This is a genomic window from uncultured Algibacter sp. (assembly GCF_947495675.1).
Taxonomy (GTDB): domain Bacteria; phylum Bacteroidota; class Bacteroidia; order Flavobacteriales; family Flavobacteriaceae; genus Algibacter_B.
In genome coordinates this window covers 66,669-81,300 of the sequence record NZ_CANLZX010000015.1, presented here as the reverse complement: position 1 = coordinate 81,300, position 14,632 = coordinate 66,669, and the positions used below count along the sequence as shown (strand labels likewise).

Here is a 14,632-nt window from a genome sequence, read left to right as displayed (position 1 = left end):
TAGTTGTGTAAAACCACTATACTAAATATGCCTTAGCAGCTAATAATGCTTTATCAATTCCAGAAGGGTTCTTCCCTCCTGCTGTTGCAAAAAATGGTTGTCCGCCACCGCCGCCTTGAATATATTTCCCTAATTCTCTTACTACTTGCCCAGCATTTAAGCTTTTACTTGCTACTAATTCTTTAGATATATAACATGACAACAATGCTTTACCATTTTGCTCTGTAGCAAATAATAAAAACAAATTATCAAACTGACTTCCCAACTCAAAAGCCACATCTTTTAAACCACCAGCGTCTAAATCTAATTTTTTAGCTAAAAATTGTATGCCATTTACATCTTCTAGCTCACTTTTAAGTTCACTTTTAATATTTTTAGCTTTATCTTTAAGTAACCCTTCAATCTGCTTTTTTAGATTTGTATTTTCATCTTGTAAATTCTGAAGTGCTTTTATTGGTTCTTTTGCATTATTAAGCAAATCTTTCATCTCGAAATAAGCTCTGTTATTTTCAAAATAGAAATCTTTTACAGCATCGTTGGTAATTGCTTCAATTCTTCTTATACCAGCTGCAACTGCTCCTTCTGAAACAATTTTAAAATGCCAAATATCAGAAGTATTCTTTACATGAGTACCACCACAAAGCTCAATAGATTTACCAAAACGAATAGCACGAACGGTATCTCCATACTTTTCTCCAAATAAACTCATAGCGCCTTCTGCAATAGCTTCTTCTTTTGGAATATTACGTTTTTCTTCTAATGGTAATTTACCTTCAATACGTCTGTTTACAAAGTTTTCAATATCTCTTAATTCTTCAACTGTTAATTTTGAAAAATGAGAAAAATCAAATCTTAAATATTTTGAATGAACGGCACTACCTTTTTGTTCTACATGAGTTCCTAAAACCTCTCTTAACGCCTGATGTAATAAATGCGTTGCTGTATGATTACATTCTGTTCTATGACGTTGCTTAGCATCAACAACCGATTTAAAAGACCCATTTATGTTTTTAGGTAAATTCTTTGCGAAATGAATAATCACATTATTCTCTTTTTTTGTATTCAGAATGTAAACGACATCTCCATAAGAATCTTCCAAATAGCCTTTATCACCTACTTGCCCACCTCCTTCAGGATAAAATGGAGTCAAATTAAAAACCAACTGATACATATCGCCATCTTTTTTAGATGTCACTTTTCTATATCTGGTTAACTTAACCTGAGCTTCTAAAGTATCATATCCAACAAATTCTTCTATGGTATCATCAACTAAAATGGTCCAATCATCAGTAGACATTTCACTTGCTGCTCTAGAACGATTCTTTTGCTTTTGCAATTGGTCATTAAACCCTTTTTCATCAAGTTTTAAACCTTTTTCGGATAGAATTAGCGCTGTTAAATCAATTGGAAAGCCATAAGTATCATACAATTCGAATGCTTTTTCACCCGAAACAGTATCACCTTTAGTTTCTTCAACAATTCTATTTAGCAATACTAAACCTTGATCTAAAGTTCTTAAAAAGGATTGTTCCTCTTCCTTTATAACATTTTCAATAAGTTGCTTTTGAGCTTTTAATTCTGGGAATGCTTTTCCCATACGGTTGCTCAACACATCAACTAATCTATAAATAAAAGGTTCTTTTTTATCTAAAAAAGTAAAACCATAACGTACTGCACGACGTAAAATTCTTCTAATAACATAACCTGCACCTGTATTACTAGGCAATTGCCCATCGGCTATAGAAAATGCTACAGCACGAACATGATCTGAAATAACACGAATTGCTACATCCTCCTTTTCATCATTTCCATAACTTTTTTTAGTTATGGTTTCAATTTCACGAATAATTGGTGTAAAAACATCGGTATCATAATTAGATTGAACACCTTGCAGGACCATACACAAACGCTCAAAACCCATGCCTGTATCTATATGCTTATTTGGTAAAGCTTCAAGAGACCCATTTGCTTTTCGGTTATATTGCATGAAAACTAGATTCCAAATTTCTACAACCTGCGGATGATCTTCATTCACTAAATCTTTACCAGAAATTTTAGCTTTTTCTTCAGCAGAACGAATATCTACATGAATTTCACTACAAGGCCCACAAGGTCCTTGATCACCCATTTCCCAAAAATTATCCTTTTTATTTCCTTTTAAAATACGGTCTTCAGAGATGTATTGTTTCCAAATATCGTAAGCTTCATTATCCATTTCTAAATTATCAGCATCATCGCTTCCTTCAAAAACAGTAACATATAAAATATCTTTATCAATACCATAAACATCCACTAACAACTCCCATGCCCAAGCAATAGCTTCTTTTTTAAAGTAATCACCAAAACTCCAATTACCCAACATTTCGAATAACGTATGATGGTAAGTGTCGTAACCTACCTCCTCTAAATCATTATGTTTACCAGAAACCCTTAAACATTTTTGCGAATCTGCAAGACGATTGTTTTTAGGTGAACCGTTACCTAAAAAATACTCCTTAAATGGTACCATACCCGCATTAACAAACATTAAGGTTGGGTCGTCTTTTAAAACCATTGGTGCAGATGGCACTATGCTATGTTTCTTATCATTAAAGAAACTTAAAAATTTTGATCGTACTTCTTGTGACTTCATGTATCCTTATTAAGCATCTAGTTTCTAATTAATTATTTTTAATAAGAAACTATTTTTTATATTTACTATTCAAAACTATTTAAAAATAAGTAAATCGTAATCCTACATTTAAATTATTAGTTTAATTACTATAAAAATAATTTCGTAGGTTTGTTCGTTTACATACTTAACACAACGGTATTAGTTGTATAAATTTAGTTGCAAAAATAGTATAATTTAAGAAATGAGTAAGGTAAAATATTACTACGATAAAGAATCGCTTTCTTACCGCAAAATTGAGCGTAAAAAACGAACTACATTTAAGTATGCTAGTATCTTTATTTTGGCAGCTGCCTTTTTTGCTTTTATATTTGTTTTTATAGCAAGTCAGTACGTTGAATCTCCCAAAGAACGCGCTTTAAAAAGGGAATTGCAAAACACACAATTACAGTTTGAATTACTTAATAAAAAAATGGAGCATGCTGAAGCCGTTTTAGCTAATGTTGCAGACAGAGACAATAATATTTATAGAGTATATTTTGAAGCTAACCCCATACCTGAAGAACAACGAAGAGCTGGATTTGGTGGTATAAACAGATATAAAAATCTTGAAGGTTTTGATAATTCTAAATTAATTATAGAGAGTAATAAACGATTAGATATTTTACAAAAACAAATAGTAGTACAATCTAAATCTTTAGATGAAATAGCTGTTCTTGCTGAAGAAAAAGAAAAATTATTAGCAGCAATTCCTGCTATACAACCTGTAAGCAATGAAGATTTAACACGAATGGCTTCTGGTTACGGCATGCGTTCTGACCCTTTTACTAAAGCTAGAAAAATGCATTGGGGTATGGATTTTACTGCACCAAGAGGCACCCCCATTTATGCTAGTGGAGATGGAGTTGTAGAACGTGCCGATAGTAATTCTTCCGGTTATGGAAAACATATAAGAATAAATCATGGTTACGGCTACACAAGTTTGTATGCACATTTATACAAGTATAATGTTAGAAAAAACCAAAAAGTTAAAAGAGGAGATTTAATAGGTTTTGTTGGAAGTACAGGACGGTCTGAAGCACCTCATTTACATTATGAAATATTTAAAGACGGTGACCGCATTAACCCCATAAATTTCTACTATGGAAGTTTAACTGCGGAAGAATTTAATGAACTATTGGAGCATGCTTCTTTAGAAAACCAATCTCTAGATTAATGCATATAGACTTACCAGAAAAAAGATATTACGGTATTGGCGAAGTAGCCAAAGCCTTTGGCGTTAACTCGTCTCTTATTCGTTTCTGGGAAAAAGAGTTTGATGTTCTTAAACCTAAAAAAAATGCAAAAGGTAATCGTAAATTTACACCAGATGATATTAAAAACCTTAAATTTATTTATCATCTTGTAAAAGAACGTGGTTTTACTCTTGAAGGCGCAAAGACACACTTAAAAGAAGAAAAAAAGCAAGCACTCAGTAATTTTGAAATTATAAGCAAATTAGAAGATGTTAAAAACCAGCTTATTAAAATTAAAGAACACTTATAAGAAGATAATATCTTTTTAATTGAATAATAAATACTAGTAACTTTTATAAAAAAAATGTGTCTTATCTATAACACACAAAAACAAATCACTAAATAATTATATCATGAAAAAATTTTTACCATTAATTATTATTGCAATAATAGTATTTGGTCTTTACTCTTGGGGAAAAGGTTTTAATAATACTGCTGTAAACCTGAAGGAATCTGCTACTAAAACATGGGCAAATGTTGAAAGCAGCTATCAACGTAGGAATGATTTAATTGGTAATCTAGTTAAAACTGTTCAAGGTGCTGCAGATTTTGAAAAAGGAACACTTGAAGCAGTAATTGAAGCTAGAGCAAAAGCAACATCTATTAACATAGACCCAACAAATATAACACCAGAACAATTAGCAAAGTTTAATCAAGCTCAAGGTGGATTATCTGGTGCATTAAAGAGTTTATTAGTAACTGTAGAACGTTACCCAGAATTAAAAGCAAATCAAAACTTTTTAGAACTACAAAGCCAACTAGAAGGCACAGAAAATAGAATTAATGTAGCTAGAGATCGTTTTAATGAAACTGTAGAACCTTACAATAAACACATTAAAACTTTCCCTAATTCATTATTAGCTGGAATACTAAAATTTGATGAAATGAGCTATTTTAAATCTGAAGCTGGTAGTGAAAAAGCACCAGACGTTAATTTTGATTTTTAAATAAAAAACATGTCCAGTAAAATTGAAGATTTTTTAACTGCAATAGAAGAACAAGATATTATTGAAGCTATTCGCGTTGCAGAATTAAATACTTCTGGAGAAATACGTGTTCATATTGAAAAAACATGTAAAGGAGATGCAACAAATCGTGCTTTAAACCTTTTTCATACATTGAAAATGGATAATACAAAGCTTCAAAATGCTGTTTTAATATATTTGGCTATCGATGACAAAACCTTTGTTATTTATGGAGATAAAGGCATAAATGATGTTGTTGAAAAAGATTTTTGGGATAGTACTAAAAACCTTATGCAATCACATTTTAAAAAGGGAAACTTTAAACAAGGTTTAATTGATGGGGTATTAAAATCTGGAGAACAACTTAAAAAGTATTTCCCATATTCAGATCTTGATTCTAACGAATTAACAAATGAAATTTCTAAAGGATAGATATTAAATATGCCATTTACTGCTTTAAGTCTTCAATCGCCGTTTAACTTTAAAAATAAAGTTATACTTACTTTACTTGTTGCATTATTATCAATTAGTTTCTCTTTTGCTCAATACAATATTCCTGAAAAACCAGATTTTCAAACGAGTGTTTATGATTATGTTAATTTACTTTCTGCTTCTCAAAAAAGTAATTTAGAACGTAAACTTATTAAATATTCTGATACGACATCTACTCAAATCGTAGTAGCCATTATAAACTCAACAAATGGCGAAAACATAAACTATTTAGGCGCTAAATGGGGCCAAGAATGGGGTATTGGGCAAGAAAAAGAAGATAATGGTATACTAATCCTATTAGCAAAAGGAGACAGAAGAATTGCTATAAATACAGGTTACGGCGTAGAACATTTATTAACAGACGCCATGTCTAAACGTATTATTGAGCGAGACATTATTCCTTATTTTAAACAAAATGACTATCCTGGTGGATTAAACAGAGGTGCTGATGCTATTTTTGAAGTTATGAATGGCGAATATGAAGGCACACGCCAATCCAATCAAAGTGAATTCCCTATTGGATTAATATTTATTCTGATTTTTATATTTATCATCATTCTTATTTCAATCTCCAAAAACAGACGTGGCGGCGGAGGCAATAGAGGAAATAGGTCTAATGGTATTGACTTATTAGAAGCTATTATATTAAGTAACATGGGGCGCGGTAGTTACCGAAGAGGTTCATCAAGCGGTTGGGGCGGTAGCTCTGGCGGTGGTGGATGGTCTTCTGGAGGCGGTGGCGGCTTTGGAGGTGGCTTTGGCGGTGGCGGCTTTGGTGGCGGTGGCGCTTCTGGTGGCTGGTAAATTAATCTTTTACCAACGACATTTGATCCAAAAACTATCCCTCACTTTTAATATTTTCTATCAGTTTTATTAGATCTATCTATTAAAACGACCAGTTACATTACCTTCTACTATTCTACTAACTTCATCAATAGTAGCGTAATTTACATCACCAACATAGGTATGCTTTAAGGCACATGCGGCACTAGCAAACTCCATAGATTTAGTATCGTTAAAATGTTGCAAACCATATATTAAACCTGCTGCAAAAGCATCACCTGTCCCTATACGATCTACAATATGAGTGATATCGAAATCTTGAGTTTCATAAAACTTCTCACCATTCCACATTCTTGCTCGAATTTTATGCCATGAAGAATTGATTGAAGTTCTTATTTTATCAAAAACTTTAACTATAGTTGGAAACCTATCAATAAGTTGTTTACTTGCCTCTATAAATTCATCGTTGCTATAACCATAATTGGTACCTAAAACTTCGTTCATTTCGTTAATACCACCAATAAAAATTGTTGAGCAATGTAGTAATTCTGTTAAAGCATCTTTTGGGTCTACCCCATAATTCCACAAACCACTTCTGTATGTTGGGTCTGCAGAAACTTGCAAGCCTTTTTTTCTAGCTAATTTTAAACCTTCTTTTAAAGTATCAAAACTGCCTTTAGTTAAAGCAGGTGTAATTCCTGTCCAATGAAACCAACTACCATTTTCCAATGACTTTTCCCAATCAACCATACTTGGTTTTATTTCAGAAAAAGCAGAATGAGATCTATTATACGATATTTGACTTGGACGCATTACTGCGCCAACTTCAAGAAAATAAACACCTAATGGCTTATTAGACCTTACTATAGCTGTAGTATCTAGGTCAAATTTATTTAGGTAAGCTAAAGCTGTATTACCAATAAAATCATCAGAAATACATGTAATATGTTTTACATTATCTCCAAAATGAGCAATTGAAAGTCCTACATTTAATTCAGTCCCACCAAAATAAAATTCTACAGTATTGGACTGTATAAATTTTTTGTTCCCTCTTGGGGATATACGCATAAGAACTTCACCGAAGGTTATAATTTGGCTCATATAATTTTAAATTGGTTGTTTAGTTAAGCTAAAAATAACCAATAATAACGAATAAATAAACTATAATCTCAATTACTTTTTTCTCATGTAAACACTAATAGGCACCCCATGAAATCCAAACTTTTCTCTCAATTTATTTTCTAGAAAACGTTTGTATGGTTCTTTAACATATTGTGGCAAATTACAGAAAAATGCAAATTGAGGTTGCGGTGTTGGCAACTGCATGATGTATTTAATTTTAACAAATTTGGCCTTATAAGCTGGTGGAGGGTAATTTTCTATTATTGGCAACAAGACTTCATTTAATTGGCTTGTTTTTATTTTTTTAGTGCGATTATTATAAACTTCTACAGCAGTTTCAATAGCTTTAAAAATACGTTGCTTAGTTAATGCAGAAATAAAAACAATAGGCACATCTGTAAAAGGCTCCATTTGTTTTCTAATAGCTCTTTCATATTCTTTAACAGACTTATGGTCTTTCTCTACTAAATCCCATTTATTAACTAAAACTACAATACCTTTTCTATTACGTTCTGCAAGCCAAAAGATATTTTGCACTTGTCCATCAAAACCTCTATTAGCATCTAATACAAGCAAACAAACATCGGCATGTTCTATAGCACGAACACTTCGCATGACTGAATAAAACTCTAAATCTTCTTTAACTTTAGATTTTCGTCTAATTCCTGCAGTATCAACTAAATTAAATTCAAAACCAAAACGGTTGTATTTGGTATCTATAGAATCTCGAGTTGTACCTGCTATATCGGTAACAATATATCTGTCCTCTCCAATTAATGCATTAATAAATGATGATTTCCCTGCATTTGGTCTTCCTACAACAGCAAAACGAGGTAATTCAATTTCAACAACCTCTTCTTTCTCGGGTAATGCCTCAACTAGTGCGTCTAGCAAATCACCGGTTCCGCTACCATTTATACTTGCAATAGTATAATATTCACCTAAACCTAGTGCATAAAACTCAACAGCATCTTCAGCTCTTTTTCCGTTATCAACTTTATTTACTACTAAAAAAACAGGTTTATTTACTTTGCGTAGTAATTTAGCAACATCTTCATCCATTCCTGTTACACCCGATTCTACATCGACCATAAAAATAATAGCATCAGCTTCATCAATAGCTAACTCTACTTGCTTATCAATTTCTGCTTCAAAAACATCATCACTTCCTTTAACGTAACCTCCGGTATCTATTAAAGAAAACTCTTTTCCGTTCCAATCACTTTTACCGTAATGACGATCTCTTGTAACACCACTTACAGCATCAACAATGGCTTCTCTACGTTGTATTAATCGATTAAAAAAAGTTGACTTCCCTACATTTGGTCTTCCTACAATGGCTACTATATTACTCATATTCTTTGTATTATGTTTTACACCTAATCCGGTGCCTTTTTTATTTCTATCCGAAATATTTTGCAAAAATAGGGAATATACACCTAGCAAAGATCTTTTTTAATAAAGATTAAAAGTATTTCAGTTTTAAATAAAAAATAGTAATTTACTATGCTAAACTAAATATTGATGCCTTTAAGTAACGACATTGTATTACGTCCTAGATTTAAAATGGAGATTCCTAAATTTAACGAAACCATTTTAAAAGATTTTGAAAATGCTAAAAACACACAATCTGAGTTTATAGTTTCAAGAATTGATGACCATGTTTTTATAAAATTTCCAAAAGAAAAACAAAGTTTTTGGTCTCCACAATTACATCTTGAAATTAATAAAATTGACGAAAACAATAGCACTCTTCATGGTTTATTTGGTCCTAACCCAACAGTATGGACCCTATTTATGTTTTTACACTTTCTTGTAGCAGGACTGTTTTTAGCATTTGCTATTTGGACTTATACCAATTGGTCTTTAGAGCAAAGCTATGCAGTACAAATAAGTGTTATGCTTTTAATGGTCTTATTATGGATTACTTTATATTTTGCTGGTAGTATAGGTAAAGCTTCAAGCACTAATGACATGAGATTACTGAATAATTTTATGAATAGTGTTCTTGAAAATGACACTAAAAAAGCGCCTTAATATATTATTAAAGCGCTTTCAGACTAACTCAAGAATTTAATTCAAATTATTGAATGTTTTCGTAGAAACTAACTGTCCCACTATCTTCGTTTGATACAACTAAAAGATCTTTTCCATTTGGACTATCATCTGCAGGTATTACTAATAAACCTTCAGGAGCTTCATCACCCATATGCGATAATATATCCATAAACTTTGGTGCCGTTGGGTTAGTAACATCATAAACCATTACTTGATCATTTCTCTCTAATCCCACAAATAAAATATAACGTTCGTTACCAATATTTAAAATTTCTACAGCTTCTGGTTCTGCACCTTTATCATCGCTTCTACCATCTTCATCGTTAAATCTTGCTGGAGTTTCACTTAATGTTTTGGTTGCTATACTATTGCCACTATCATAAAGTAAAGCTCCATTACCAGACCATACACTAAAAGAACGAGCTCCGTAGCTATAAATTTGATCTACATCGCCATCATTATCTGTATCTCCTAGGGTTGATGTTGTTTTTAAACGACCTAGATTTATTACATTTTGATAATCATTTATAACTGGATATAAAGTTTCATCTAGTATTAAATCATCAACTCGCAATTCTTCACTAAAACCATCATAATCTCTAGAATCGCCTTCATTTGCTGAGAAAATATATTCTGTACCACCAATATTAGCAGCAGTAATAGCATCTGGTTGATACATACCAAGTACTGGCCAGTTTTTAAGCATGGTTACACCATCTTTATCACTAGCATCCATTTCATTACCAACAATATTATGATCTTTATAGCCTAATGGGTAAATAGCTTCGATTGTTTTTGTAGTTAAATTTACTTTAGCAACTCCATTATTTTCTTGTAATGATACCCAAGCTGTATTTGAATCTTCTGAAACTGCTATATACTCAGGCTCCACATCTTGTGCTAAACTAGCTCCTGGACCAAATACTCTTAATCCTTTAGTTTTAAGAGTAGCTTCTTGACTGTTAAAGGCTGCAAAGTCTAGTGTTGTTACAGAATCATCAGACAAGTCTATGATACTTACAGTACCTAAGGGATCGATAGTATAATCATCATTTGGCTCACCTTCGTTAGCAGATATAATTAATTTCCCGTCTTTTGAAAACGTTACCATATCTGGTAAAGCACCTACGGTGTATTGATTTAATAGTGAATCATCAGTCGTGTCATATACTAAAATTTTACCTGGATTCTGTTTTGGGTTTGCCTCTACTGCAACGGCTAATTTACCATTGTAAATAGCCACACTATTTGGTGAACCATATATAGATAAGTCTATTGCTGGCTCAACTAAAGGTGAATCAAGATTTGAAATATTATTAACTGATATTTGATTAGATTCGACATTAACAGTATATATTTTTTTTGAAATAGCATCAAAAGCAGAGATTTCCGAGGCACCTTCTCCTCCTAAATTTATTGTTGTTTTATACTGAAAATTCACCTCCGTATTTAATGGTGGCGTTGTTGTATAATCGTCATCATTTTTACAACTTAAAATTAGGGCAATGCATGCAGTACTGATAAATAGTTTGTTATATTTCATATTTATTGATTTGTTTCTACAAATATGAAGTACAGACTTTATGCTAATGTTATGTAATTAAAAAGGTATTATTAGTTTTTACCAGTTATTGTAAACAAAACGTTTTATTGAATTATTAAAATTTGGTTTTCATTCAGCATTATTTACAAAGCTAAAGTTTGAATAAAAATCTTCCCAAGCCCACCAGGCTGCAACATATGCGTATTTAGGTTTTTCTAAAACACCTCCATTAGTGCCAACACCTAAAATATTATATTTAATACCTCTTTTATCTTTAATAACATATGGTAATTCATCAATATCTAAGACCTGATAATCAAGAGCATTATCAACCTTAAAAGCATTAAAAAATCGCTTTGATTGATTACCTATAATTATATATTCCTGGTTGCTAATTGTTTTAACAACAATTTTGTTTTTAAAATCTATATGTCTAAAAATATGCACATTACTAAAATTATCAATAATGCCATAAACATGTTCACTAGGGTTTGGTTTTTCTATATCTAAATTATCATTGTCACCGTCATAATCGGGAGGAGAACTATTAAATTTAAAAGAAGATGAAGAAAAAGATTTGTTGTAAGAAGGAGAACCTGCAAGTACTTTAGCATTAGGAAAAAATGATTTAGCAGCACCCCATGTAGTTTCTAAAACGGGTATGGTGTTAAATCTTTTATTTCTGTTTTCTCCTTTTATACCTTTAATTAACATTTGCGACCATATAGATTCTGTTTCTTCATCCCATGGTGTTAAATTTTCTTTATATAAATATCCAGAAGCTCTAAAGATTTGTGTTCTGCTAAAAGCTATAGCACTTTTGGTAATAGGACAATAGGTAAAAGCGTATTTACGGCCATTATATTCAGCATTAATAACCTCATTATCAAAAGTGTAAATGTATGGATAAACAATTGTCTGGAAACCAAAATTTACAATTCCAACTAATTGACCATCATTTAAGTCAATACTACTAACGTTATCAAATTTTGGATTTAAAGCTAAAGGGTATAAGAAAAAATCTCCTGAAACATCTTTTTCATCAATAATCCAATCATTCTTAGAGTTATTATTTTCTATCGAATCGTCTTCATTAGTACAGCTTGAGACAAAAAAAACAAAGACAAATATTACAAACATTCTTCTCATAATGAATGCTTTGTCGATAAAATGAAGAAACCTTACATTTTTATAGTGTATAATAACTAATTATTATAACCAAAACGTTTGAGCTGCTTTTGATTACTACGCCAATTTTTATTTACTTTAACGTATAATTCAATATGAATTTGTTTACCAAAAAAAGCTTCTAAATCTTTTCTTGCTTCAACACCTACACGCTTTAAAGCACTTCCTTTATGTCCTATAATAATACCTTTTTGCGTTTCTCGTTCTACCATAATTACAGAACGAACTCTAATTATATTTTCTTCTTCAAAAAACTCTTCTGTATCAACCTCAACAGCATAAGGTATTTCTTTTTTATAATGCATTAAAATTTTTTCTCTTATGGTTTCATTAATAAAGAAACGCTCAGGTTTATCTGTTAATTGATCTTTTGGGTAGAATGGTGGTGATTCTGGAAGCAATTCCAATATTCTATTAAAAACTTCTTTTACGTTAAACCCTTCCAGAGCTGAAACAGGAAAAATTTCTGCATTAGGTACTTTCTGAGCCCATGTTTGAACTTGATTTTCTAATTGTTCTTGATCTGATTTATCTATTTTATTCAATAATAATAAAACAGGAATTTTAGAGTTAGTAATTTTATTAAAAAAAGCTTCGTCTTTTAATTCTTTTTCACCAATTTCTACCATATAAATAAGCACATCGGCATCTTCAAAAGCCGATTTAACAAACCCCATCATAGATTCCTGTAATTCGTAAGCTGGTTTTATAATTCCTGGTGTATCACTTAAAACCACTTGAAAATCATCGCCATTTACAATACCTAAAATTCTATGTCTGGTGGTTTGTGCTTTAGATGTTATAATTGAAAGCTTTTCGCCAACAAAGGCATTCATTAATGTGGATTTTCCAACATTAGGATTTCCTATTATATTTACAAAACCTGCTTTATGGTTCATATTTTTTTTAATTTAAATCTGTTGCAAAGTTACGATTTGAATATTCATTAAATCATAAAAATTAAAAACAAAAAAAACAGGAAGCATAACTTCCTGTTTTTAATTATAAATAAGTGAGTTTATATTACTTAACTTCTAATAATTCTACATCAAAAATTAATGTTGAATTAGCTTTAATTTTCCCACCTGGTCTTGGGTTTGCTCCGTAAGCTATATCACTTGGTATAAAAAACTTATACTTTGCACCTTCTTTCATTAACTGTAAACCTTCTGTCCATCCTTTTATAACTTGCGTTACACCAAACTCAGTTGGTTCTCCTCTATCTACAGAACTATCAAAAACGGTTCCGTCAATTAAAGTACCATGATAATGAACTTTTACTTTTGATGAAGTTGTTGGTTTTGCACCTGTTCCTTCTTTTAAAACAATGTATTGTAAACCACTCTCTGTAGTTTTAACACCATCTTTAGTTTTGTTTTCAGCTAAGAATTTTTCACCTTCTTCTTTATTTTTTGCTGCTTCTTCTTGACGTTTAGCGGCATCAGCTTGTTGCTTCTTTTGAAAATAAGCTCTTACTACTTGTTGCGCTTTTGATTCTTCAAGTAAAATATCTGAAGAATCTGTTACATTATTAAACCCTTGCATAAACAAATCGCTATCAAAATCTTCAAAACTAGCTTTTACATTTCTAGCAACATCCATTCCTATTGCATAGCTTACAGAATCTAATTCTGTTTTAATAGGTTTTTGTGTAGCTCCATTTTGGTTACATGATGCTAAAAGAATAACCATAGTAACTAAACTTAAAAATTTCATTATTTTCATTTTTATTATTTTTAATTGTGTCGCCAAATGTAACAAATTTAAAGTGAGTTTAAAAAAAATGATTGGACTTGATTACATTAAAAGCTCCTAATACATATAATTTTAAGAAAATAGTAAAATAAAAAAGCCGCTAAACAGCGGCTTTTAAATAATTTATAGTTAAAATATTACTTTCTAACTGATTTTACAATAGCTAAAGCTGCTCTTACATCTTTCTCTAATTTTGCGTAATCTTGATTAGCTATAATCTCTTTTGAAATTAGTTTAGATCCCATTCCAACACATGTTACACCAGCATCAAACCATCCTTTTAAGTTTTCTTCAGTTGGAGAAACACCACCTGTTGGCATAATAGAGGTCCATTGTTGTGGGCCTTTAATACCTTTAACAAATTGAGGTCCGTAAATATCTCCAGGGAATAATTTTACGATTTCGCATCCTAACTCTTCTGCTCTTGTAATTTCAGTTAATGTACCACAACCAGGAGACCAAAGTACTTTTCTTCTATTACATACAATTGCAATGTCTTCTCTTAATACAGGTGTTACTATAAAGTTAGCACCTAGAGCCATATATAAACCTGCTTGACCTGCATCTGTTACAGAACCTACACCCATGATCATTCCAGGTAATTCTGCAATAGCATATTTAGTTAATTCTCCAAAAACTTCGTGAGCAAAATCACCACGTGCAGTAAACTCCATTAAACGAGCTCCACCATCATAACATGCTTTTAATACTTTTTTACTTAATTCTATATCATTATGAAAAAACAAAGGAATCATTCCTGTGTCTTTCATGGCTTGCGCCACTTCTAATCTTGAAAATTGTGCCATTATATTTTAATTTT

14 protein-coding genes are annotated in these 14,632 nt (G+C 31.5%); 6 read left to right on the top strand and 8 right to left on the bottom strand.

Translation table 11 applies throughout. From position 1 onward, the window contains the following. Nucleotides 1–16 precede the first annotated feature (16 nt). Complete coding sequence (gene alaS / locus Q0842_RS11510) at nt 17–2,632, bottom strand: alanine--tRNA ligase (protein WP_298498176.1); 2,616 nt, start codon at nt 2,630–2,632, stop codon at nt 17–19. A 223-nt stretch (nt 2,633–2,855) separates the two neighbouring features. On the opposite strand from alaS, the gene Q0842_RS11505 reads away from it, so the two are divergent. From Q0842_RS11505 to Q0842_RS11485, 5 genes are all read left to right on the top strand, one after another. Further along, complete coding sequence (locus tag Q0842_RS11505) at nt 2,856–3,827, top strand: M23 family metallopeptidase (RefSeq protein WP_298498174.1); 972 nt, start codon at nt 2,856–2,858, stop codon at nt 3,825–3,827. Next, nucleotides 3,827–4,156: a MerR family transcriptional regulator gene (locus Q0842_RS11500; protein ID WP_298498172.1), complete on the top strand. Its 330-nt coding sequence runs from the start codon at nt 3,827–3,829 to the stop codon at nt 4,154–4,156. Before Q0842_RS11505 ends, Q0842_RS11500 begins: the two co-directional genes overlap by 1 nt. A 103-nt stretch (nt 4,157–4,259) precedes the next feature. Then, nucleotides 4,260–4,853, top strand: coding sequence for a LemA family protein (locus Q0842_RS11495; RefSeq protein ID WP_298498170.1), 594 nt, complete (start codon nt 4,260–4,262; stop codon nt 4,851–4,853). 9 nt (nt 4,854–4,862) lie between these two features. Further along, entirely contained in the window at nt 4,863–5,303 is a 441-nt protein-coding gene (locus Q0842_RS11490; protein ID WP_298498168.1) for a TPM domain-containing protein, read from the top strand. Between the two features lie 9 nt (nt 5,304–5,312). Continuing rightward, nucleotides 5,313–6,167 (top strand): YgcG family protein, encoded by an 855-nt coding sequence (locus Q0842_RS11485; RefSeq protein ID WP_298498166.1) that lies wholly within the window; start codon nt 5,313–5,315, stop codon nt 6,165–6,167. Nucleotides 6,168–6,242: 75 nt separating this feature from the next. Here Q0842_RS11485 and Q0842_RS11480 read toward each other — a convergent pair whose 3' ends face one another. Together Q0842_RS11480 and der are read right to left on the bottom strand one after the other, a co-directional pair. Then, complete coding sequence (locus Q0842_RS11480; RefSeq protein WP_298498164.1) at nt 6,243–7,247, bottom strand: sugar kinase; 1,005 nt, start codon at nt 7,245–7,247, stop codon at nt 6,243–6,245. A gap of 72 nt (nt 7,248–7,319) precedes the next feature. Next, entirely contained in the window at nt 7,320–8,624 is a 1,305-nt protein-coding gene (gene der, locus Q0842_RS11475; protein WP_298498162.1) for a ribosome biogenesis GTPase Der, read from the bottom strand. Between the two features lie 168 nt (nt 8,625–8,792). Here der and Q0842_RS11470 point away from each other — a divergent pair, with 168 nt between their 5' ends. Continuing rightward, on the top strand, nt 8,793–9,305 hold the full coding sequence (locus Q0842_RS11470) for a GTP-binding protein (protein WP_298498160.1): 513 nt from the start codon (nt 8,793–8,795) through the stop codon (nt 9,303–9,305). A 46-nt stretch (nt 9,306–9,351) separates the two neighbouring features. Here the strand turns inward: Q0842_RS11470 and Q0842_RS11465 are convergent, their stop codons facing one another. The 5 genes from Q0842_RS11465 to Q0842_RS11445 form a co-directional block, all read right to left on the bottom strand. Further along, nucleotides 9,352–10,869, bottom strand: coding sequence for a choice-of-anchor I family protein (locus Q0842_RS11465; protein ID WP_298498157.1), 1,518 nt, complete (start codon nt 10,867–10,869; stop codon nt 9,352–9,354). A 129-nt stretch (nt 10,870–10,998) separates the two neighbouring features. Beyond that, nucleotides 10,999–12,018, bottom strand: coding sequence for a DUF3179 domain-containing (seleno)protein (locus tag Q0842_RS11460; RefSeq protein ID WP_298498155.1), 1,020 nt, complete (start codon nt 12,016–12,018; stop codon nt 10,999–11,001). Nucleotides 12,019–12,074: 56 nt separating this feature from the next. Beyond that, nucleotides 12,075–12,956, bottom strand: coding sequence for a GTPase Era (era, locus tag Q0842_RS11455; protein ID WP_298498153.1), 882 nt, complete (start codon nt 12,954–12,956; stop codon nt 12,075–12,077). A gap of 124 nt (nt 12,957–13,080) precedes the next feature. Then, nucleotides 13,081–13,782, bottom strand: a complete 702-nt coding sequence (locus Q0842_RS11450) for an FKBP-type peptidyl-prolyl cis-trans isomerase (protein ID WP_366941120.1) — start codon at nt 13,780–13,782, stop codon at nt 13,081–13,083. A 167-nt stretch (nt 13,783–13,949) separates the two neighbouring features. Further along, nucleotides 13,950–14,618 carry a bifunctional 4-hydroxy-2-oxoglutarate aldolase/2-dehydro-3-deoxy-phosphogluconate aldolase gene (locus tag Q0842_RS11445; protein ID WP_298498149.1) on the bottom strand — a complete coding sequence of 223 codons (669 nt, stop codon included), beginning with the start codon at nt 14,616–14,618 and terminating at the stop codon, nt 13,950–13,952. Nucleotides 14,619–14,632: the final 14 nt, after the last annotated feature.